The sequence below is a fragment of the Cupriavidus sp. 01L43 genome (assembly GCF_056399925.1).
In genome coordinates this window covers 272,162-294,320 of record NZ_JBFTSH010000006.1, presented here as the reverse complement: position 1 = coordinate 294,320, position 22,159 = coordinate 272,162, and the positions used below count along the sequence as shown (strand labels likewise).

General features: G+C 60.2%; 21 protein-coding genes and 1 pseudogene. 8 read left to right on the top strand and 14 right to left on the bottom strand.

The features are described 5' to 3' along the window. Nucleotides 1-174: 174 nt before the first annotated feature. Complete coding sequence (locus AC1DP9_RS13600) at nt 175-600, bottom strand: DUF4279 domain-containing protein (RefSeq protein WP_477107657.1); 426 nt, start codon at nt 598-600, stop codon at nt 175-177. A gap of 337 nt (nt 601-937) precedes the next feature. Beyond that, on the bottom strand, nt 938-1,327 hold the full coding sequence (locus tag AC1DP9_RS13595; protein WP_477107656.1) for a hypothetical protein: 390 nt from the start codon (nt 1,325-1,327) through the stop codon (nt 938-940). A gap of 565 nt (nt 1,328-1,892) precedes the next feature. On the opposite strand from AC1DP9_RS13595, the gene AC1DP9_RS13590 reads away from it, so the two are divergent. Next, nucleotides 1,893-3,692, top strand: coding sequence for a hypothetical protein (locus tag AC1DP9_RS13590; RefSeq protein ID WP_477107655.1), 1,800 nt, complete (start codon nt 1,893-1,895; stop codon nt 3,690-3,692). 125 nt (nt 3,693-3,817) lie between these two features. Here the strand turns inward: AC1DP9_RS13590 and AC1DP9_RS13585 are convergent, their stop codons facing one another. Both AC1DP9_RS13585 and AC1DP9_RS13580 read right to left on the bottom strand, forming a co-directional pair. Next, the gene (locus AC1DP9_RS13585) at nt 3,818-5,173 is read right to left on the bottom strand and encodes a lactonase family protein (RefSeq protein ID WP_477106238.1); all 1,356 of its coding nucleotides are present in this window, start codon (nt 5,171-5,173) and stop codon (nt 3,818-3,820) included. A 580-nt stretch (nt 5,174-5,753) separates the two neighbouring features. Next, the gene (locus AC1DP9_RS13580; protein WP_477107654.1) at nt 5,754-6,254 is read right to left on the bottom strand and encodes an Lrp/AsnC family transcriptional regulator; all 501 of its coding nucleotides are present in this window, start codon (nt 6,252-6,254) and stop codon (nt 5,754-5,756) included. A gap of 26 nt (nt 6,255-6,280) precedes the next feature. On the opposite strand from AC1DP9_RS13580, the gene AC1DP9_RS13575 reads away from it, so the two are divergent. Then, nucleotides 6,281-7,813 (top strand): pyridoxal phosphate-dependent decarboxylase family protein, encoded by a 1,533-nt coding sequence (locus tag AC1DP9_RS13575; RefSeq protein ID WP_477107653.1) that lies wholly within the window; start codon nt 6,281-6,283, stop codon nt 7,811-7,813. Nucleotides 7,814-7,857: 44 nt separating this feature from the next. Continuing rightward, nucleotides 7,858-8,193 (top strand): cupin domain-containing protein, encoded by a 336-nt coding sequence (locus tag AC1DP9_RS13570; protein WP_477107652.1) that lies wholly within the window; start codon nt 7,858-7,860, stop codon nt 8,191-8,193. A gap of 254 nt (nt 8,194-8,447) precedes the next feature. Here the strand turns inward: AC1DP9_RS13570 and AC1DP9_RS13565 are convergent, their stop codons facing one another. The 9 genes from AC1DP9_RS13565 to AC1DP9_RS13525 all read right to left on the bottom strand — a co-directional run bounded on the left by AC1DP9_RS13565 (nt 8,448) and on the right by AC1DP9_RS13525 (nt 16,244). Continuing rightward, the gene (locus AC1DP9_RS13565; protein WP_477107651.1) at nt 8,448-8,780 is read right to left on the bottom strand and encodes a cupin domain-containing protein; all 333 of its coding nucleotides are present in this window, start codon (nt 8,778-8,780) and stop codon (nt 8,448-8,450) included. 741 nt (nt 8,781-9,521) lie between these two features. Continuing rightward, nucleotides 9,522-10,016 carry a hypothetical protein gene (locus AC1DP9_RS13560; RefSeq protein ID WP_477107650.1) on the bottom strand — a complete coding sequence of 165 codons (495 nt, stop codon included), beginning with the start codon at nt 10,014-10,016 and terminating at the stop codon, nt 9,522-9,524. A 96-nt stretch (nt 10,017-10,112) separates the two neighbouring features. Then, nucleotides 10,113-10,700: a TetR/AcrR family transcriptional regulator gene (locus tag AC1DP9_RS13555; protein WP_477107649.1), complete on the bottom strand. Its 588-nt coding sequence runs from the start codon at nt 10,698-10,700 to the stop codon at nt 10,113-10,115. Nucleotides 10,701-10,816: 116 nt separating this feature from the next. Further along, nucleotides 10,817-11,782: a Bug family tripartite tricarboxylate transporter substrate binding protein gene (locus tag AC1DP9_RS13550; RefSeq protein ID WP_477107648.1), complete on the bottom strand. Its 966-nt coding sequence runs from the start codon at nt 11,780-11,782 to the stop codon at nt 10,817-10,819. Nucleotides 11,783-11,906: 124 nt separating this feature from the next. Further along, nucleotides 11,907-12,794: a LysR substrate-binding domain-containing protein gene (locus AC1DP9_RS13545; RefSeq protein WP_477107647.1), complete on the bottom strand. Its 888-nt coding sequence runs from the start codon at nt 12,792-12,794 to the stop codon at nt 11,907-11,909. Nucleotides 12,795-12,857: 63 nt separating this feature from the next. Further along, on the bottom strand, nt 12,858-13,682 hold the full coding sequence (locus AC1DP9_RS13540) for an enoyl-CoA hydratase-related protein (protein WP_477107646.1): 825 nt from the start codon (nt 13,680-13,682) through the stop codon (nt 12,858-12,860). Nucleotides 13,683-13,708: 26 nt separating this feature from the next. Beyond that, nucleotides 13,709-14,485 (bottom strand): enoyl-CoA hydratase-related protein, encoded by a 777-nt coding sequence (locus AC1DP9_RS13535; protein WP_477107645.1) that lies wholly within the window; start codon nt 14,483-14,485, stop codon nt 13,709-13,711. Then, nucleotides 14,482-15,744 (bottom strand): CaiB/BaiF CoA transferase family protein, encoded by a 1,263-nt coding sequence (locus AC1DP9_RS13530; protein ID WP_477107644.1) that lies wholly within the window; start codon nt 15,742-15,744, stop codon nt 14,482-14,484. Before AC1DP9_RS13530 ends, AC1DP9_RS13535 begins: the two co-directional genes overlap by 4 nt. Nucleotides 15,745-15,914: 170 nt before the next feature. Further along, a complete protein-coding gene (locus tag AC1DP9_RS13525; protein ID WP_477107643.1) occupies nt 15,915-16,244 on the bottom strand; it encodes an aldehyde dehydrogenase family protein in 330 nt (109 codons plus the stop codon). A gap of 426 nt (nt 16,245-16,670) precedes the next feature. On the opposite strand from AC1DP9_RS13525, the gene AC1DP9_RS13520 reads away from it, so the two are divergent. From AC1DP9_RS13520 to AC1DP9_RS13500, 5 genes are all read left to right on the top strand, one after another. Then, on the top strand, nt 16,671-17,597 hold the full coding sequence (locus tag AC1DP9_RS13520) for a LysR family transcriptional regulator (RefSeq protein WP_477107642.1): 927 nt from the start codon (nt 16,671-16,673) through the stop codon (nt 17,595-17,597). A gap of 267 nt (nt 17,598-17,864) precedes the next feature. Then, nucleotides 17,865-18,500 carry a nitroreductase family protein gene (locus AC1DP9_RS13515; protein WP_477107641.1) on the top strand — a complete coding sequence of 212 codons (636 nt, stop codon included), beginning with the start codon at nt 17,865-17,867 and terminating at the stop codon, nt 18,498-18,500. Nucleotides 18,501-18,536: 36 nt separating this feature from the next. Beyond that, a complete protein-coding gene (locus tag AC1DP9_RS13510) occupies nt 18,537-19,082 on the top strand; it encodes a carboxymuconolactone decarboxylase family protein (protein ID WP_144196839.1) in 546 nt (181 codons plus the stop codon). 93 nt (nt 19,083-19,175) lie between these two features. Beyond that, nucleotides 19,176-20,132 (top strand): AraC family transcriptional regulator, encoded by a 957-nt coding sequence (locus tag AC1DP9_RS13505; RefSeq protein ID WP_441645433.1) that lies wholly within the window; start codon nt 19,176-19,178, stop codon nt 20,130-20,132. A gap of 116 nt (nt 20,133-20,248) precedes the next feature. Continuing rightward, nucleotides 20,249-20,779, top strand: a complete 531-nt coding sequence (locus AC1DP9_RS13500; RefSeq protein WP_477107640.1) for a YkgB family protein — start codon at nt 20,249-20,251, stop codon at nt 20,777-20,779. On the opposite strand, the pseudogene pdxR reads toward AC1DP9_RS13500, so the two are convergent. Continuing rightward, nucleotides 20,741-22,147, bottom strand: a pseudogene (gene pdxR, locus AC1DP9_RS13495) (MocR-like pyridoxine biosynthesis transcription factor PdxR); the annotation flags it as partial. The gene AC1DP9_RS13500 and the pseudogene pdxR sit on opposite strands and share 39 nt — an antisense overlap. Nucleotides 22,148-22,159 lie beyond the last annotated feature (12 nt).

Here is a 22,159-nt window from a genome sequence, read left to right as displayed (position 1 = left end):
ATTCGGCTCTCCAAGCCGCTCGCCATAATTGCGCGCTCTGTTACGCTGCCAGCCCCATCGTCTGATATCGCCGTTTGAGCGATTATGGACGTCTACAAGGGCGCGCTATGCAGTTCCAGCGGAGTTTCCACACGGCCTCGACCCTTAGCGGACTGTGGAGTCTCGGCGATCGCCTCAAGCACTCGCGCTGCTGCCGGGGCCATAGAGATCGAGAGAAAGTTGGATACCGCGAGCACCTAATGCGAAGAGTGAGCTTGCTGAGACCGACAAGCCTTCGTTGCTACCGTCCATGAAGAGACCACAAAACAGGTCAACTGAGTAGCGATCAGATATCGCCTTCCAAACGTCGAGGTCGTCAGATAGTTGCCCAAGAATTTCGGCGATCTGACCGTTGAGGTCTTCTGGCTCGCGCGGCTGTGCTCGCAGCCGCCACATTCCACACTTGGCGACACGCGTTTGTCCTGATCTCTCTCCGACAATTGCTTCGCCCTTAAGCTGGGCAAACGTCGGAAGGCAGCCGAGCTGTCGGCTGATTTCATCGGGAGCAAGATCGTCTCCTATAATCCGGAGCCCCACAGCAGATTCGTGCAATTGAGCCATTTCCGTAATACATGAAGTTCGGTGCGCCAGGGATTATTGCTCACGTGAGGCATCAGTTCAATGACCGATTCTGGGTTGCGGATTCAATCGGTCGATGCCGCTGCTGAGCGAGTGTGCACGGAAGCGGCTGCCGATCCCTATGCGTCCTTCGGCCGTTCGAAGGCAGAAGCGCCAACATTATGCAAAAGCCGTCGTTTGCACTCTGTTGGAACGAAGTAGCCGGCCTATCGCGTCGCGGCGTTCCCAACCTTGCTGGAAACCAGTTGCACCAGTCCGCGAATGGGAAGAATCTCGATGGCGTCTTTTCGGAGGCGCTGTATTCAGATAGACGAATGTGCTATCGAGCAAGGAAGGAGGTCGAAGCATCGCCGCGGATACCCCATGAAAACCACGTCCCGTCTGCGGATTGCTCAACAAGGACAAAGTCACCGGCATCCTCGTCGAACAAGAGTCGATAACAATCGTCTTCGGCAACAGCATAGGCTCTCCGCTTGCCTTGCGGAAGACGGAGGTCAACAGGTATGAGAGCATCATCGCAGTCGTATTCGGTCTCATACGGCTCGACCAGCAAATTACGCATCGTGTCGAGCTCTCGTGCGACTCTCTCTAAATCCCATAGAGCACCGATTGTGTTTGCCTTGCGCGGCGCACTATACACTGCCAGGAATTGCGCCATATCCTCAAGGACCTTCTTCTTAAGTAGTTGGAGCTCTGCTTCTGTGGCCATTTATTTCGGCGGTCGTGGGGTACTGCAACGGGATGCTTCAAATAATACGGCAGGCTTTCTCCATTGAAGCGAGCCTAGCAGAAGCCGTTCAGCGACGATGTTCTGTGAAGTGCGGGGTTGGGCGTTGGACACGATAGCAGCGTCTGGCGCAGGTGGCGGCTGGAGTGACACAAGAAGCACTTACAGCGAACAGCTCCCAATGGCCGTTATTGGCCGGACTCGGAAGTCCGGCGGACACCAGGACCGGGTGCAGCGGGAGACTTGCGTATCCACCGAAGCCGCGAGCGGCTGCAATGCCAACGTACGGGAGCTTCGGCCCAACAAATAGCAGGGAGCAATCGGCCGGGATTCGATTTTCTTCCTCTTTGATGAGAAGGAATAGAGCCCCTCACCCGGATCATAAGTGATATTTAATCCACATAGTTGACTGGTCACCCCCCAGTGGGGGGAAGTGGTGAATGTCCTGTGCTGCTAAAGTCGCGCGCAGTGCACGCCATTAGAGCGTGCCAATGGCCGTCGGTCCGGAAGGGCGCGGCCCTCCTTCATATCAATTCGGGTTGGGTCCATGTTTCCACACGCTCTGGCCGGCGCGCGCGCTGCCGGCCTCGCCTTGCTTACCGCGGCGCTGCTCGCTGCCTGCGGTTCCGACGATAGTGCATCGACCCCGGCCGCGACGCCGGCGGCATCGCGCCTGGTGGTCGACACCGGCAGTGCCGCTCCAGTGGCTGGCGGCACGCTGACGCTCAAGGCGACGCTGCTCGCGGCCGACGGCACCGAGGTGAAGGGCGCGAGCTTTGCCTGGACCTCGTCCGAACCGAGCGTGGCTACCGTGGTGTCCGCTTCGGACAAGGCGCCAGCGGGCGAAGTGATCGACCCTGTTGGCACCTACGCCACGGTGCGGACGATCGCTGCAGGCATCGCTGACATCATAGCCACGGCGACGCTGCCAGACGGCAGCCGCATCACTAGCCTCGCCCACCTGGTGGTGCAGGCCGCGCCCGCCAAGTCGTACATGCTGGCCCTGACACCGTCGACGGTGGCCGTGACGGCCGGTGGCGCCGCGCAAACCGTGTTGGTTGCGGTTCGCCGTTCGGATGGCGCGGACGGAATCGGGGATCTCACCAATTGGTCGTGGACGAGCGATGACGCGAGCTTCGTCGCAACCCCGGCCGCAGACGGCCGCAGCGCCCAGGTCGCCAGCCCCGCCTCGGCCGCTGCCGCCGGTGCGGCGACGCTGACCGCCTGTACCGATGCCCCGGCCGGAAGCCGCCTGTGCGCCAATGCGGCGCTCGCGCGCAACGCGTCGCTGCCACCCACCTATACMGTGGGCGGCACGGTGTTGGGCCTGGCCACCGGCGCGAGCCTGCAGTTGGCCGACACCAATGGCGACACACAGGTGGTCAGCACGAACGGCGGATTCACCATGCCGACGCCGCGACTGGGCGCGACATCCTATGCGGTGACCATGGCGGCCCAGCCTGCCGGCCAGACCTGCACCGTGGCCAATGGATCCGGCACGGTAGCCGCAAGCAATGTGACCAATATCGACGTGACGTGTTCGACGAATACGTACACTCTGAGCGGCACAGCAACCGGTCTGGCGAGCGGCCAGAGCCTGACTGTGCAGGTGAACGGCAGCACGCAGGCAACCGTGACGACGGCTGGCAGCTTCAGCCTGGGCTCGGTCACGGCAGGCAGCAGTTATGCTGTAACGCTGAAGGCCGGGTGGTATGGCAGTGATATCGCAACGGGCAGATATTGCTCGGTGCAGAGCGGGACCGGCACGGCCAGTGGGAATGTTAGCAACATTAGCATTACGTGCACGACTGCCCCGAGCCAGATCAATCTCGGGGCCGACCCGACGACCACACAGAACGGCGTGACATATGGGGGCTGGTCGTTGCAGTACCCGACGGTGGTCAACGGGCAGCTGTACTACGAAGTGAAGGCTGATCAGGGCCCGTTCAGCGGCAATTACCTGTTAGACGATATGGGCACGCTACAGACGCTATTCAACGGTAGCAGCATCCCGCCAATGGGGGTTGTGAGCGACCCCGCAACACGTCAAACGGCCACGTCGACTCCGGTATGTCCGGCTGCGACTTGCGCGATGAACGTGACGACCTTGCAGACGGTGAATGTCGGAACCGTGACGCTAGCGATTCCGACGATCACTCAACTGGGAAATATCCGCACGGCTAACAGCGGTACAGGTGGGACGCCGGCGGGCTGGACAGTCGGCGCCGCCTACTGGTCCTCGACGGCCGACGGTTCGAGCTCGCACTACTACGAGGACATGTACGCCGGTTCCGTGGTTAGCTTCGGTGACGGTCACATGATGATGGTTGCCTTCCAGGTTCAGTGACTGTTGCAGTCTGCCATGTTTTTCAACAGACAACGAGGGGCGTACCGGTTGTTCGAGCTGATCATGATGGAAGCGGCGGACTTGCCCTACGCCCATCGTCCGCCAGTAACCTTGACAGGACGCCTCTACTCGGCAATGGCAAAGCCGATCGGGCTAGGTCCCGTAGCCACAGTGCCAGTAGGCGCGAATGTGCCATCAGCGTTGATTGTGAATGTCGATACGCTGTTGCTGCTCATATTCGTGATGTAGGCGAACTTGCCGCTGGAGTCGATAACAACGGGGCCGGAGACCGAAGCTGCGGTGCCATTGGCCGTGAGTGTGCCATCGGCGTTGATGGCGTAGAGCAGGATAGTGCTCCCCGAAGGGATATAGGCGGACTTGCCATCGGGAGCAACGACTACAGCACCGGGCCAGGATAATCCGGCACTAACGGTACCGTTGGCCGCGAGTGTGCCATCGGTATTGACGGTGAACATTGACACTTGGTTGGCACCGTTCCCATTGACGACATAAACAAACTTGCCGCTGGGATCGACTGTCACGGGCTGGGGAAATGCTCCCGCAGCGATCGGACTGCCGTTGGCCGTGAGCGTGCCATCAGCGTTGATGATGTAAGCCGAAACCGTGCCGTCGCCATAGTTGGATATGTAGGCGAACTTGCTGCTTGGTGCCAACGCGATGCGGTGACTCGTTGCACTGAGAGAGAGCGTGCCATTGGCTGTCAACTGGCCGTTTGCATCGATTCTGTCCATCACCAGCGAACTACCTCCGGCCATATAGGCAAATCTTCCGCTGGAATCGATGCTTATGGAAAAACCACCAGTGACCGTGTTGGGACTCCCGTTAGCGGTGAGCGAACCATCAAGGTTGATCGTGTACATGTATGCATAACTACCATTCAACATGTAAAGAAACTTGCCGCCAGGATCCACGGCCAAGGACATGGGAAAGGTCCCGGTAACGGCCGTGTTGGCGCTGTTTGCCGTGAGCGTGCCGTCGGCCTTGATGGAGTACATCCATATCGTGCCGTCGTTGTTATTGACGACATAGGCCAACTTCTGCGTGACGCATGTCACAGCAACGTTGTCCACCGATGCCGATGCCGTACCGCTGCCATTTGTGACGGTACAAACCTGTCTTGGCCTTGTCGGTTGGCTCTTGATCGTCACGGCGTAGCTGTTTCCACGGGCAACCTGCGTGGCGAAAGTAAAGCTGCCGCTGGCCGAAACAGAAAGGTCGTCACCGGCGTTGTCTTGCAAGACAAGACCTGTACCGGAAAGGCCGCTGACGGTGCCACCGATGGAGAAGGCTGACGGTGTCACTGGTGTGGGCGCAACTATTGGCGGCGGGGCATCCATTGGTGCTGTCGCCGCATCTGGCGAATCGCCACCGCAAGCAGCAAGCATGCCACACAAGAAGACGGTGGTAGTGACTTGCCAGAGTCTGGCACGGTGCCGCAGGAAATAGGGGACGCGATTCATGGATTTTTTTTTGTTGCGCTGCTGCGCTTAAGGTGCGACCCGGCACACACGGAGTTGGCCGGGGCTCGAATGTCGCAGAGCCACACATGTCCAATGACGTGTGCATCGGGAGGAAAAGTTGTGCCGTACGTCCTCTTTGACGGCACTTGAAACGAGTGTTGTACCCTGCTTTGGTGGGGAGACGCCATGCGATGGCGTTGTCACGAGCGGGGGTCGGGCCTGAGACCAGTCTCGGCCGGGGGAACGGTGGATCAGCGAAGGACGACGCCTTCTGCCCGGGAAATGCCCGAACGCGTAGCAAGTTTTCGACTTGATCGTCGCCGGCGGCAGCCGACCCTTCTGCGACAGTCGCTCGCTACCGGCCAGTGGCCGCTTTCGCGGTCTAAACGGACTGCATCCGCCTGCGTGAAGCGCGATGTTCATGCGTACCCGGAGGCGCATGAGTTTTGAGCACCATCCCTAGCGAAGGCGATGCCCAGGTCGAGGCGCACCGCCTGATGGCCCGAAGATCGTTGAGCAACCTATGACAGGTATGGTTGACTCAGCGGAATGACGATTACGGCTGTCTATGATTCGCAAATCAGTCCACCATATTGGGACTGGGCCCGCGTTCGAGCAAAGTTGACAGGGCCAACTGCGTGCGCGTCCCTTCCACGCCCTCGACCCCGTGAATCTTCGAGAGCAGAGCCTCCAGTGCTTGCGTATCACGCGTACGCACCTTGAGCAAAATGCCACTCTCTCCAGTAACGGTATGGATTTCTTCGATGTCGTCCAGCGATGACAACGCTGCAACCTGACGGGCGCGCTTCACGGTACTGGTGATAACTTGCACGAAGCACAATAGCGGGCGCCCCAGCTTTGCGCCGTCGAGCTTCGCCACGGTCCCAAGGATGACGCGGTCCCGTTTGAGCCGCTTCACTCGCTCATGCACGGCAGGGGCTGACAGGTGCAGGGCATTTCCCAGTTCGCTGTAACTCAGAGTGCTGTCATCCGCCAGCAGCCCTAATAGTGTTCGGTCAACGGCGTCCAAGCGTATCGCTGCGATGCCTTCCCGCCGAAGCCCATTCGTATTTTTGTCCATGTTGTCCGGAGCACTGTGATGTCTGAATGACGTTCAATAAAATAGCAAATAGACCGAACATTATTCAAATGATCAACCGATTGAGCCCCCCGGACCTAACCGTCCCATTCGACGCTATCCCGACAAGTCGCCTCCTTGGTGACGTCACACCGCAGGCGTTCGCCGAGGCTGTGAGCCGTGTCGGCGATCAAAGACAGCAAGTACCCATGCAGCGGGCCGTGCAGGTCATCGACGCTGCAGGCGCGGCAGTCTTGCGCAACATGGGTATCCCATCTACGGGGCGCCCGTTGAACGATGTGGTCGCCCAACTGTTGCAAAACATCAACCCCTGGCGAGCAAAGATGGACCACCCTCGCTTCTTCGCCTTCATTCCCGGCCCCGCATCGCCGCTATCGGCGCTAGGTGATTTGGCTACTGCCATGCACAACGTTCACGCTGGTAGTTGGCTTCAAAGTTCGGGACCCAGTGCGATCGAGGCGGGACTCATCGACTGGCTTGCCTCTCGTGTGGGTATGCCGGCATCGGCAGGCGGACTATTCGTATCTGGCGGCTCGATGGCGAATCTCACAGCGCTCACTGTGGCACGTGACCAGAAACTCGCGCCGCATGAGAGACCGTCTGCCGTGGCATACGTTTCGGAGCAGACGCATTCCTCCGTCGCCAAGGGCCTGAAGATCATCGGTTTCCTGCCCGATCAGATCCGACGGGTGCCGACCGACATAGCGTTCCGTATGGACATGACCGCACTGGCTAGCGCCATCGAGCAAGATCGCGCCATCGGGCTGAAGCCTTTCGCAGTCAGTGCCAGTGCGGGCACCACCAACACTGGCAGCATTGACCCGCTCCGGCCCATTCGTGCGCTCTGCGATCTGCATGGCATGTGGATGCATGTCGATGGCGCTTACGGTGCATCGGCAGCACTGTCGCCGGCCCACCAGGGTCTTCTTGATGGGATCGGCGAGGCCGACAGCTTGAGCTGGGATGCCCACAAATGGCTGTTTCAGACGTACGGTTGCGGAATGGTGCTGATGCGCAATCGCACGCATCTCACGCAGACATTTAACACCCGACCGGAATACCTTTGGGACGCACAGGCCGACGCCGATCAGATCAACTACTGGGACTTGGGCGGAGAGCTTACAAGGCCGGCGCGTGCGATGAAGCTCTGGCTGACGCTGCAGGTGCTGGGTTCACAGGCGGTTGGTGACGCGATTGCGAGAGGTTGTCAGTTGGCGCAATGGGCCGAGGACGAACTACACGGGCGTTCCAACTGGGAAGTCGTATCGCCCGCCCAACTAGCCATTCTGACCTTCCGGATGACGTATCCAGGCATGTCGTCGGAGGCCGCCGACGCGTTGAATCGCGCAATTTCACGGCGCGCACTTGACGATGGTTTCGCCGCGGTATTGACCACCCAGTTAAGAGGCCGCACGGTCCTGCGCATCTGCTCCATTCACCCGGATGCGACTGAGACGGATATGCGAGAAACCATTCGCCGGCTAGATGCCTATGGCGCAGCCGAGGTCTCTGCGACGGCGACCACGGCACTGCCGCGGTAATCGAAAGCCATTTCTCAAAAATCTTATAAAAATGGAGTAATCAAATGCTTGATAATGACAGCCCACTTATAAATAGTAAGGTTATTTACAAAGCCCTACTGCAAGAAGCAACCTATCACGTCGCGACTACAACAGTGCTGGCTGGCGGCGTAACGCTGTGGCACCGCCATACGAGTGTGTACGACCGATTCACTGTAGTGAGCGGTGTGTTGACAGTCGAGCTCAAAGTTGACGACGTCGTAACCAAAACGGAAGTGTGCGACTATTATGTTGTCGAGCCTGGCGTGAGTCATCGCGTCACAAATGAAACCGACAATGATGTTGTGTACGTTACGGTCCAGTCAGGAGGATCGAGAGATTTTGTGTTAGACCCTCGCTAGCAAGCTGCGGAAAGTAGGTCGCAGCGCAAATTCGGACAGTCAGAGAAGTGGAATGCTCCGGGTCTGAGCCTTCGTTAGAAACCGAACGCTGGCGCAGGTGGTCGCCGCCAAACTGATGCTGCAGTGGCGACCACGCTCCGCCTGCTAGCAAACCGCTGTTGCGGAAACCGCTATTAACTTAAACCAACCAGCCTCCACGGCTCCCGGGGCGGTTCATCCTGCCGCTTCGCGGTCTTGCCTTGCATCTCCTCGCGCTATTTTGCGAGGACGATGTCGCGCTCCCCTCCAGACTGGATGTTGATGTATACCACTTCGTCAAACGTCTCATTTTTGACGTGATGGATGACACCGGGTTCGATCGTGCAATGGTCATCGACGCGCCTTTTGTCGACCAATGCTCCTACCTGCGTTTCAACAGTGAGCACGCCTAGAACGACGAGGAAGCGGTCTTTCACATTTGTATGGTGATGCCATTCGGTTTCGCCGCCGGGAAGGACCGTGGTCTGGGACACGGCGTAATCGTCTTCTACCAGCAGCGCTTTATATAGTACCTTGCTGTTCGCGAGTGGAATGTCCTTGTCGTTCATTAAAGCCTCCAGAGAAATGAGACATTACTTTGGGGATGGTGTTCAAAACGACTTCCGCAGCGCTGAGTTGACCGTGTGAGTGCGGCCAAGCGAATTCGATGAGCGATTCCGCCCGAATTCAACGGAAGATTCGGTGCAAGCAAGCGCGCTATGGCCCGCGTTTCCGGCCGTCGGCCATTTTGACGCCGGCGGCAGAGACCAGGCGCAATGCGCGGGAACTTTGCCTTGCCGGCGTTTGCCGATGCGACCTATGTGTCATCCCATTGAAGCTCGGACGGATAGCCGCGAGAACGATACCCGTCGGGCGAGCGCGGCCTGCGCCGGCGCCTACGCCGGGCGCCGCTAAAATGTCTCGGCGTCCGGATGTCCACCGGTATCCATATGACGATGTTTGCCGGCAGCGTCGGGACCGTTGTTGGGAGCTGCGGCGCACATTCCACTGCATCGCCCGCGTCGAGCGCACCATGTAGCCGCATTTTTCGGCATGCGTACAACTGTTGAAGCATTGCCTCGATGTTCGGCCCGTGCGGCAGGTCGTTGGCCTGTTCGGCTTGAGTTAGCGAGTTTGCTGGGTCACGCGATGCCAGCGATGGCTTGATCTGTGCCTTCAGGAGGGCCTGAAAATTCTGACTTGAGGTAATCCCATGCGGGTTGTGATTGCCGCGTGGGACGCTCACAGAATTCGGCAACACGTAGAGAACCGGGGGCAGGGCGCGAACGCTAGTCATAGATGCTCCCTACCTAGGCCCGGCGCGGCGAACGCAGCATCCACAACAACTGCAGCACGGCCCCCACGATAAAGATTCCTGACCACGCCGCTAGGGCACCACGCACGATGGGGGAAGTAGGGCCGGTGGCCAGTGGATGTGCGACAGGCAGGCGGGTCAACGTCTCGTTGATGCCCGGCACCAGCAAAAGGAAGAAGGTGAATGAAAAGCCGAGTTGAGCCAGGTATCTACGCGCACGGCTCAAAAAGGACAGTCGTGGAACGAGCAACGCGCCAGTCATTGTCAACAACGCAAGGATGCCCAGGGCGTGGCCGGCATTGAAGCCACCGGTGCTGGACAAGCCGAACGACGTGAGCACGGACAGTGCCAAACCGCCCAGATAAATCCGGCCCGAGCGCCGGGCTGGGTCGATGGAGCGATAGCGCACAAAACTGTACAGGCCGGCAGCAAACGGCACCAGACTGATAGCGGTATGAACAGCGCCAAGGGTGGAAAGGGGATGTGGCATGGGATCTCAGTTCAATCAACAATCAGCCAACTAGTTGGTTGGTTGTTGGGATTAAAAAAATCGCTTGGCGCTGTTGAGCAGGCCAAACGATCCGTTTCAGTTACTCAAATGGCCTATGGCTGCATGTGCGATGGTTTGAAAGGACTCGGGATCGCCGAGTGCGCGAGCCGTCAGCATCGCGCCATGTACCGTGGACATGAAAGTCTGCGCTTCAACGAGCGCGTTGTTGCCCTGCAAGCGCAACTGCCCCTTGCCTTCGCCCCGTTCCAGAACCCCTGCGATCCAGGCAGTCAGGTCCTGGAAATAGCCTTGCACCTCGAATGCAATTTCAGGCGGAATCATGGGTGATTCGGCGGCCAGCATGGCGCAGATGCACATCGTCGAGGAACCGTCGCGTATGCATCGAGCCCAGTAATCTGCGTAGGCCTTCAATTGCGCCAATGGATCATCACCGACGTGGCGCTGCAATGCAGCCAGACCTTCCACTGACTGCTGACGGTGGCGCATGACGACAGTCAGAACGAGATCGACCTTGCTCGGGAAGTGATGATGGATGCTGGCTTTGCCGATACGCACCCGCTCGGATAGGTCCGCATAGCTGAAGCCGTTATAGCCGCCTGCGGCGAGCAACTGCCGGGCATGCTCGGCGATTTCGGTGGCCCGGGGTGAGAGTTCCACAATCATGAAATAAGGGGTCTTCGTCTTCGATTCGATGAACCATCCTACTAGTTGGTTGGTAGTCGTGTCAAGTCGTCGCGGTTCGTCGGGACCATAAAGTTGTCAAACGACTCAACGCCACGCTATTCGGGCTCGATCCCGGCAGCCTTTATCACGCGTCCCCACTTGTCAGACTCAATACGCTGAAAGGCGGAGAGTTCGGCAGGCGTTGTCGTCCAGGCTTGTGTTCCGGTCAACTGAAAGAAAGCCTTCGGTTGCTTATCTGTGACAGCCTGTACGAGTATGTCCCTGAGTTTCTGGGAGATCGAGGCAGGCGTATTCGCTGGCAGATAAGCGGCAAACCAGTAACCCATCTCAAAATCCTTGATGCCAGCCTCCTGCATGGTTGGCACATTGGGCAGTTGGGGAATACGGGTGGCAGTCGTCGCGGTCAGCGGTCTCAGTTTCCCCGCTGTGATCTGCGGCAGACCAACGATCGTGTCGACAAGCATCATGTCGATGTGGCCGMCCAGCAAATCGTTCATGGCGTTGGGATTACTGTTGTAGCCAACCCACGTGAGGTCAATCCTCGCCAATTGTTTCAGCATCTCGCCTGCAACGCGGCTCGATGAGTTTCCGCTGCCAAACGTCAGCTTCCCGGGGATCGATCGCGCCTGCCGGATAAGCTCGCCAAGATCCCTGTATTTGGCGTCCGCACGCACAACGAGCACCTGTCCGCCGCGTCCGAGCGCGGTCACCGGCTGGAAGTCGGTCAAGGGGTTGTACGGAAGCTTTCTGAACAGATGAGGATTCGCTGTCTGCGTTGTGTTGGTGGTAATGAGGACGGTATATCCGTCAGGCACGGCACGCGCAACGTGCTGTGCCGCGATGATGCCCGAGGCGCCTGGCTTGTTCTCGACCACGATCGCCTGGCCGGTTTTCCCCATGATGGCGGCGCCCAAGGCACGGGCCAACTGGTCGGTGGCACTCCCCGCGCCAAACGGCACGACGAAGCTGACGGGCTTTGACGGATATTCGGCTGCGAGCGCAGCCGTGGTGCTGAGCGATACCAAAGCCATGGCGGCCGCAACCGCGTGTGTGATCCTCATGTCGTCTCCTTTCTGGCAAGGGCACGGGCTGCCTTGCCGTTTTCATGAGATCAGGATACGAACCGGACGACACGCGCACCATCGAATTTCTCGCGGCCTGCTGTTGACCTTTTGTAAAAGCGCCTCAGCTCGCGACAGTGGAAGAGAGCCACTGGCGGAAGGCCCTCAGTGCGCTGGACTCGGGCCTGTCGGTCGCCCACGCGAAGTAGTAGGTGTGCTCGCCCCGGTCGAGTGAAAAATCAACTGGCGTCACCAACGTGCCATCCGCGAGCTCTTTGGCAACCAGGTCTCGCTGGGCGATCGCGATGCCGTGTCCCTCGACCGCAGCCTGATAGGCAAGCAGCGAGGTTTCATACTTCATGCCACGGGACGGATCGAGGTTCCTCACACCTGCCGCGTCGAGCCAAAGCATCCAGTCTTCGGGGCGAGCAAGGGAATGAAGCAGGCTGTGCCTGGCCAGGTCGCGCCTGGAGCGAATCTGCAGGGAGGGCGCTGCGACGACAACGAGCACGTTCGGGATCAAGCGAAGCGCGCTGAGTCCTCCCCAATGGCCATTTCCGAGCTGGACACCGGCATCGATGTCCTCGCGCTGGAAATCCAATGGCTGGAAGGAAGTCGTTAATTGAACGTCGATATCCTTGTGCTGCTGATGAAAGCTCGCCAGGCGAGGTATCAACCAGCGCACCGCGAATGTCGCGGGTGAGCGGATGCGGAGCGTGTTGCCGCCGTATCGGCTGCCGGTGACGGCCAGCGTTGCCTCTCGCAAGCCAGCAAAGAGAGGCATGAGCTCGGAAAGATAGCGGGCGCCGGCGGGGGTCAACTGCATGCGACCGCCCGGCGCCCGATCGAGCAGTGCGGTGCCGAGATAGCTTTCCAGCGTCCTGACCTGGCGGCTGACGGCCGCAGGCGTCACGCTGAGTTCTTCCGCGGCCTTCGTCACACTCAGTAGTCGACCCGTCGCTTCGAATGCTCGCGCGGGATTCAGCGGGGGAAGTAGATTACGGCGCGCCATAGCTGGAAAACGATCCGAGAATCTCGAATGCTCCAAGTCTATCCCACAAGTCAGCCCTCGACCCTACCGCGCTCCCTCGGCCTTCGCTTCGGCTTGCCGCTCCAGAAGCCGATGCACCGCCCGCTTGTGCTCGTCGCCACAAAGCAGGATGGCCTGCATCGAGGCGGCCATCTCCAGCGCCGCCGGTAGCGACATGCCGGCAGACTCTCTAACCAGGCTCTTTGCCATTCTCAGCGAAATAGGGGGCTTGCGCGCGATTTCCGCAGCCAAGGCAAACGCGCTCGCATCCAGATCGGCATCGGCCACCACTCGCGACACGATCCCGAGCCGGTGGGCTTCTCCCGCATCGATGAATTCACTGGTCAGCGTCAGTTCCAACGCCTTGGCGGGACCGACGATCCGCGTGAGGAACCATGCGCCACCGATGCCCGACACCAGGCCGAGGCGCAGGAAGCTTTCGGCAAAACTCGCGCTTATCCCGGCAATGCGGATGTCGCACATCAACGCCAGATCGCATCCGGCGCCGACGGCCGCACCATTGACCGCGCAGATGGACGGGACTTCGAGGCCAACCAGCGCACGCGTGATGCGATGTAACTCGCGACGAAGCCGGTCTTTCACCTCGCTCACGCTTCCTGCCATCAGATCACTGCCCTGCTTCATGTCCTTGACGTTGCCACCCGTACAGAAGTGGCGGCCGGACGAGCGGATCAGGACGCAATGGACATCCGCCATCCCATTGATGCTTTCCAGTGCCTCGGATAGACTTGCCGTCATCGCAAGGTCAAGGGCATTGCCATCCAAAGGGCTATTCAGCGTCAACGTCAGGACGCCGGACTCCAGCGTGCTGAGGACCCGCCCATTCTCCGGCGCATTGCTAGCGATCATGTTTTCTCCTGGTGCATGGGATTGGGTTAACGTCCGACGAAATTGGCCGGCCGCCGTTCGAGGAAGGCTGACATCCCTTCCTTCTGGTCACTGAGGGAAAAGCCCGCCTGAAAGGTTCTTCGCTCGAACAGGAGGCCCTCTGACAGCGAGTTTTCGAACGATCTGTTCACGGCTTCCTTGATAGCCATCACGACAGGCAACGAGTGTCTCGCAATGGATTTCGCGACTTCGATGGCCACCGGCACTAATTCCTCTCGTGATGTGAGCTTGGAAACAAGCCCCATGCTCAGCGCTTCATGCGCAGATATCGGTTCGCCAGAGAGACACATGAGCATCGCCGAGGACTTTCCAATGGCACGCGGAAGTCGTTGAGTGCCGCCAGCGCCGGGCACGATGCCAAGCTTGATCTCAGGTTGGCCGAATTTCGCATCCTCCGCGGCGATGACGATGTCGCATATCATCGCAAGCTCGCATCCGCCGCCGAATGCATAGCCGTTGACCGCGGCAATCACAGGCTTTCTCAGTGTGCGGAGAGTGTCCCAGTTGCGGCCGATGTAGTCCCGCTGGAATGCTGTCGGATAGTCCAGTTGCCGCATCGCTGCGATGTCCGCGCCGGCAGCGAAGGCGCGCTCGCTTCCCGTGATGACGGTGACCGCCACGTCCGGATCGGCCTCGTTTGCGAGCAGCGCTTCGACCAATGCATCGATCAGTCCATCGGTAAGCGGGTTAAGCGTATTGCTGGAAGCAAGGCGAAGCAGCACGACGCGATCATGCGCAAGTTGCCTGAAAATAGGCGCACTCATAGGGAATCCATTTCCATCTGGTAGGGCGGGGCGACCCGTGTGGATGTGTCAAGGACGGCTCCGCATCGGATGAGCTCTTCGATCTCATCGTCCCTCATGCCGTAGAGGCTCAGCACCTCGGCTGTGTGCTGCCCTGTCACAGGAGCAGGCGTAGGCCATTCATCCACTTCGTTCGATTCATGCTGCGGGCCCAGTGCGAACCGATGCGTGCGGAGGCGTCCTGCGACCGGATGCTCGACCTCGCACGACAGGTGGCTGGAGGCGTACTCAGGTGAGGCCATGACCTGGTCGTAGCTCAGCACCGGAGCGCAGATGATGTCCCTCGCGGTGAGGCTATCGACCCACTCCGCGGTAGTGCGGGCACGGAATCTCTCCGAAAGAATCTCCCGCAGCGCGTCGCGATTGGCTACCCGTCCATCGTTGGTCGAGAATCGGTCATCCGACACATCATCGGCAAGCGCCAAGAGTTCGCAGAGCGCGCGCCATCGTGCCGGATGATAGGCGACGACCATGATCCACCCGTCGGCGGTGGGATACGCTTCGTTGGGGCACGCGTAAGGGGCGGCACTGCCGGATCTCTCGGGCTCCTTGCCTGAAGCGAAGTAGGCGGCAAAGCTGGCCTGTTGCAGCATGATGGTTGCGTTGTACAGGCTGACGTCCAGATGTTGCCCGCCGCGCTCGGTCCGGGCACGCCGCAGGGCAGCGAGAACGGCGATCGTTGCAAGGTATCCCGTCACCATGTCGGCGATGGGGGTCGGGACTTTGGCGGGAGGGGAGCCCTGCTCGCCAAGCGTACTCATGAGCCCGCTCACCGCCTGGATAATGCCGTCAACACCGGGCCGCGAGCTTAGCGGTCCTTCCTGCCCGAATGCCGAGATCGAACAGTAGACGAGCCGCGGATTCTGCTCCGACAGCGATGCGAATCCCAGTCCCAGTTTATCCATGACGCCGGGTCGGAAGTTCTCGATAATGACGTCAGCGCTGCGGGCCATTTTMTGAATCGCCGCGCGTCCCTCGGGTGACTTGAGATCGACCGCGAGACTACGCTTGTTGCGATTGACGCTCATGAAGGTCGGGCTCTCGCCGTTCAGCCATGGCGGTCCGATGCAACGCCCAATTTCGCCATCGAGCGGTTCGATCTTGACGACGTGCGCGCCGAGGTCGGCGAGCGTCATCGACGCGACAGGTCCTGCAAGCACGTGGGAAAAATCAAGGACCTTCAGTCCCGTCAAGCTGTCTCCGAGCATGCTCGTCTCCATGAATAGGTCTTCTATTGCTGGAGCTTAGAGCCATGCCACCATGCCTCCAATCGACTTTATGGAACGCTGCGTTGACTTTTTGTTTCGGGGGAATGGGTCGCACTTCAAGACGTTGCTGCCGGATCGAATCTGCGTTGCGTGCGGTAGCGCGCTGCCCGGACGCGACAGCCTTACTTATCAAGCCCGCTCATTAGCACGTACTTGACGATTTCAGTGTTGGCCACTGTGATCTGATCGTTGAGATCTGAGAGACTGGTCGGCTCATAGAACAGACTGCCCTTCGCATGGGGCTTTCCACCCAAGACAACCCTGGCCCCGGCTTGCTTCGCATCCTCGACCAAGGCGGCGAGCTTATCCAGCGCAGCTTGGTTGATCAACGGCCCGACGACGGACTCCTCTTGAAGACCCTGATCCACGCGAATTCGGGCGACCCGTTCGGCGACCGCTTCGACGAATCGGTCATGGACGCCGTCCTGAGCAGGCGGTCGCCAAGTTTCCACGCGGGCAACAGGGTACGATTACGCAGCACCGTTGATGGGCCATTTGTCCCAAGACCGCTGCTTGCTGCTATCCGGCCATGGCCACGGAGCAAGTCACCGACCGCTCCTGGCCGCTCGCTGCCATAGACGCCCCTTAGCAAGGGCTTGGCAGGCGCCAAGCAAGTACCGCCCATCAGCGTCGTTCGACGCATCCGCGAAGTCGAGGCGGCGCAAGGATATCGTCCCGACTTATAGCGTGCCTGCCCTCCGGTTCGGTCAACGCACTTCCGTGCATCCCATTCTTGGTACACACGAAAGCGAAGATCTTGGTTCTTCAATTCGCGCGGTCGAGCGTACAGAATGCGGACATCAAGACGGTCTCCCAGTCACTCAGCCAGCGCCAAGTGAGACGGTCTCTAAGCCCTACGCCTTTGGAGAGCTGTCGTCATGGATCGTCTCGTCTCGATGCAGGCTTTCACGCGAGTGGTGGATGTCGGCAGCTTTGCAGGCGCCGCGGAATCTCTGAATCTTCCCAAGGCCACGCTTACCCGACTGATCCAAAAGCTGGAGACGCATCTTGCGGTCAAGCTGCTGCACCGGACCACGCGCCGCATCAGCGTGACCACCGAGGGCGCCGCCTACTACGAACGCTGCGTACGCATCCTGGCCGACATCGACGAAGCGGAGTACCTGCTGACAAGCCATAACAACTCGCCGCGCGGCACGCTGAACGTGGACACCACGAGCGGGATCGCGAAAATGGTCCTTATGCCGCAACTGCATGACTTCTGCAATGCGTATCCGGAGATCAGGCTCGAACTGACCAGCAACGGCAAGCCGATTGACCTGCTAAAAGAAGGCGTGGACGTGGTGCTGCGCGTGGGCGCGCTGGAAGAAGCCATGGTGGCGCGCAGCATCGGCTGGCTACGGCTGGCGCTCTACGCGTCGCCGATCTATTTGCGCCGCTTCGGCACGCCCCAGGATCTTACGGAGCTGGCGCAGCACAAGGCGGTGAGTCTTCTGTCTAACCGCACCGGACGCGCGACGCCGTGGTCGCTCGCTCGCGGCGGCGAACGCGGCGAAGTGCTGCTGCCCTCCGTAATTGCCACGAACGATACCGATGTCCATCTGGGCTGCGCGTTGGACGGCCACGGCATTGCATGCATGTCACGGGCGACAGCCGCGCCCTATGTCGACAGTGGCCGGCTGGTGGAAATCATGTCCGGCTGGCAGAGCGACCCAATACCGATCTCCGCGATGTATCCGCAGAACCGGCACCTGTCGGCAAAGGTGCGGGTGTTCGTGAACTGGGCTGCCGACATTTTTTCCCGGCATCCGCATTTCGGTGCCGAGGCGCCGAAGCTCGCGGCCTGATCCGGGCACATACCAACGCGTTACCCAACCTCGCATGTCACGCGCGGCGCACACCCGAGGCGCCGTGGCCTTCTGTGGCAAGTGCAGCATTCAACCTACTTCAAACTGATCCTTTCGGGCACTGATTTGAGCAAAAACAGCCTCGAAATCGCTATCTGACACCGCTAAAGTGGAGGCTCACAACCAACCAATGAAACGTCCGCGCCAGAAGTGCGCGCCGCCTTGCCGAGTGCCCTTCGGCGTATGGCTTCAACCTCGAAGATCAACATGACTACCGCAATCAACATGACCAACGCCGTTATCGAATGCATCCTGAATCGCAGCGCGGCCAAGTACTACGATCCGGCCGCCACCTTGAGCGACGACCAGATCCGCGAGCTGGTCCGCATCGGCACATCCGCGCCGACGTCGTTCCACATGCAGAACTGGCGATTTATCGCCGTGCGCACGGCGGCCGCCAAGGCCAAGCTTAGCCCGATTGCCTGGAGCCAGCCGGCAATCACCGATGCCGCCGTGACCTTCATCATCATCGGCCAACTGGCCGACGCCAGCGTGATTCCGGAACGCCTGGCGCCGCTGGTGGCGGCTGGCGTCATGCCGGCGGCGATGGTGCCCGAGTGGGAAAACCCCGCACGCAATCTGTACCAGGACTATCCGCAACGCCAGCGGGATGAAGCCGTGCGCACCGGCACGTTTGGCGCGGCGGCAATGATTTACGCGGCCCGTTCGCTGGGCATGGGGTCGACCCCGATGATCGGCTTCGATGCCGAGGCGGTGCACGGTGAATTTGGACTGGCGGCCAACGAGGTGCCGGTCATGCTGCTTTCCGTGGGCCCCGAGCGTCCGGGAAACTGGGCGCAGAAGCCACGCGTGCCCGTGGCCGATGTGCTGGATCTCGTTTAACCGTCAATCCCAGTCAATTTATCCAAGGAGTCCACAATGGCAAGAACCGCAGTGCTGAACCAGGAACAGGTACCCGCCGAATCGAAGGCGACGCTCGATGCATTCACGAAGAACATCGGCTTCACGCCGAACATGATGGCAAGCTTCGCGCAGAGCCCGATTGCGTTCAACGCATGGGCCACGCTGCTGGGCGGCCTGAGCAAGGCGCTCGATGTGAAGACGCGCGACGGGATCGGCCTGGCTGTGTCCGAAGTGAATGGCTGCAACTACTGCCTGACCGTTCACAGCTTTACGGCCGAGCATCTGGCCAAACTGCCGGCCGATGAGATTATCCTTGCCCGAAAGGGCCACGCCAGTGATCCGAAGCGCGACGCGGCGCTGCAGTTTGCGCGCAAGGTAATCGAGACGCGCGGCCAGGTGAGCGACGCAGACCTGAAAGCAGTGCGCGATGCGGGCTACACCGAACCAAACGTCATCGAGATTGTTGCGCTCGTGGCCATGTACTCGCTGACCAACTTCTTCAACAACGTGTTCGATCCGGACAAGGACTTCCCGGCGGTGGCGCCGGCCGGCTCGATCTGAAGCCAGCAGGGACGTAGCCTGTGCTGTGTAGCGGCTACGTCCCGTGTGCGATAGCGATGAGGCGTTCAAGTGGATCAATATTCCGACGGTAAAGTGTCCCGGATTGACTGGCTGAGCCAGCTCCTGCAGATGATCGACATCACCGGGCAACTGCAGGTGCGCTGCGTGTACGGCGCGCCATGGCGCGTGGCCTGGGACGAGTCCGCCGCGCACGAGATTCCCTATCACATGGTGCTGAAGGGACGGGCCGTACTTGAAGATCCGCAGACGCGCACGGTCACGGAGCTGTTGGCTGGCGATATCCTGTTGCTGCCTCACGGCGCGGCGCATGTGCTCCACGATGGTAGCGGGCATGTACCCGGGGCCACTTCCAATCGCCAGGGCTCCGCAGGCTGGACGCTTAGCGAGAATGACGGCAATGGCGAGCCCCTGGACATGCTCTGCGGACGGTTTTTCATCGGTCCCCCGCACGACCGGATGATTCGTGATTACCTGCCCGCAACGTTCGTGGTGCGGGCAACCGACGGCGGGGGTGCAGACAATGTCTTGTCCGCCACCAAGGATCTGGCAAGGCTGATGGGGCTCATGCGCATGGAATGCGCCACCGACAAGCCGGGCGGATACGCCATGCTCAACGCGTTGAGTTTTGCACTGTTCACACTGGTGCTGCGCGCGGCGAGTGAATCGCAACAGTCCCCGGCAGGCTTGCTGGCGCTTGCCGGCCATCCACGACTGGCCCCGGCGATTTCGGCCATGTTCGCGGATCCGGCCCGACCCTGGAACCTGGCGGAGCTCGCCGAGCTGTGCAGCATGTCTCGCGCTACATTCATGCGGCATTTCCAGTCAAGTCTTGGGCGGTCGGCCAATGACCTGCTGACCGATATCCGGATGAGCCTGGCGGCCAACGCGCTGAGAAAGCCCGGAGCGACCACCGAAGCAGTGGCTGACTCGGTCGGCTACCGGTCCGTGGCGGCATTCCGGCGCGTGTTCACCGAGAAAATGAGCATGACCCCAGGGCAATGGCGCCGCCTGGCACGCCAGGGAACGTGATGCGCGCCGTGTTGATCCTTTTGCGCAGCTTATTGCGCCGATGCAGTCTCGAAATCGGTATTGCGTAGAGCTAGATTGAAAGCTCAAGCATCCGAGCAATCTGAATGGAAAATCAAATGAGAACTCTTGCACACCAGCTTCGGCTGCAGATCGCCGAAAAGGGCGTTGAATCGCTGTCTCTTCTGGCTCCCCTTAGATGGACGCTCGTCATCGTGTTCCTCTGGTTCGGCGGCATGAAGTTCACTGCCTACGAGGCCAGTGGCATCGCGCCTTTTATCGCCAACAGCCCGATCATGAGCTGGATGCACATGCTGCTTGGCGTGCAAGGGGCGAGTTACGCAATTGGGATACTCGAACTGTCGACCTCGGTGGCGCTGATTCTTGGCGCGTTCCGGCCCATATTCTCGGCATTGGGCGCTGCCATGTCGGCGGCAACCTACCTGATCACGCTCACGTTCTTCTTGAGCACTCCGGGCGTGGCGGAAGGGACGGCAGGGGGATTTCCAGCCATCTCAGCGATGCCGGGTCAGTTCCTGCTCAAGGATCTTGTCTTGCTCGGTGCCTCGGTTTCCCTGCTTCTGGCGTCGGTCGCGGGCCATGGGAGAGTGGCAAGACCGGTCGATGATCTCGAACAGACGACGGCATGATGCACTGACCTCGGCTTCCGGCGCGGTTGCAACCCCCAGCAGGAGGCCCGACGCTGCGGGGGATGGCGTGGCGAACCACTTCGATAGCGGCGACGGCGCCATGCCGAAATCCATCGCCTCCCGGACGATCCGGGTATCGGGCGCGCCGTCCGGGAGCCTGAGCAGTATCGCCAGGCCCGCGGCTGTCCACGCGGCATCGCGGAGACGCAACTGCTCGCACAGCGCTTCACGTTGCGTGGAGTAAAGCCGCTTGAGACGGCGGATGCGACGGATGTAGTGGCCATCGCGCATGAACTGAGCCGTGGCGAGTTGGATGATCGGTGTGGGCGCAGGCGCAAGCGTTGCGGCGACTTCTGAGAGCGGGGTGATCAGTTCGGGCGGCGCCACGACAAATCCGAGCCGCAGAGCCGGGCTGATGGTCTTGCTAAATGTGCCGATATGAATGACCCGGCCGGCTCCGCTCAGCGATGCCAAGGCGGGAGCCGCCCGGCCATCGAGCTGCAGTTCGCTGAGGTAGTCGTCTTCGATAATCCAGGCGTCGCTGGCAGCCGCCCATTCAAGTAGGTGCCGCCGTCGCGTCAACGACAGCGTCGAGCCCAACGGCGCTTGCTGCCCGGGCGTCACGACGGCCAACGCGGCATGCGGCGCACGCTCGATGCCATATTCGACGTTGATGCCCTCGGCGTCCACGGGTACCGGAACGGTGGTCAGGCGTGCAAGCTCGAGGGCCTTGCGGGTGACCATGAAGCCGGGTTCTTCCATCCAGGCCTTTTTGCCGTCCAGCCCCAGCACCCGCAGTGCGAGACCCAGGCCAGAGATGTAGCCAGAAGTGATGAAGACCTGATCAGGCAGGCAGTGCAGGTTTCTGGAAATGGCGAGATAGCCTGCAATCTCCCGACGCAGTGCGAGCTCGCCACGGGGATCGGGATATATCAATGACGAGAACGTGCCCGTTTTCAGTAGATTCGAAGAACGCGCGCGTGCAAAGAGCCGGTCAGGTAGCCCTTCCAGCGCCGGTATGCCGATCTGGAAGATAGCCGGTCCCGTGTTCATCTGGAGATAGGTACTCATGAATGACCCGGGCCGCGGCGCTTTTGGCTGGGCCACCGGTACGCGTGGCCTAGGCGCGACGCGGGTGCCCCGTGCACCGAAGGTTTCGATGATCCGCGCGTCGGACAAACGCTCGTACGCCGCTTGTACCGTGCCGCGCGCTACACCGAGACGCGCGGCCAGGTCTTGCCATGAGGGCAGCCGGGTGCCAGGGGTGAGCACGCCCGAGTCTATCGCCCTAGCAATGCTCAGGCGAATCTGCTCCGACAGCGGAAGCTTGGCATTCCGGTCGAGACGAATTTGCAGCCTCGAATCCATATTGTCAGTACA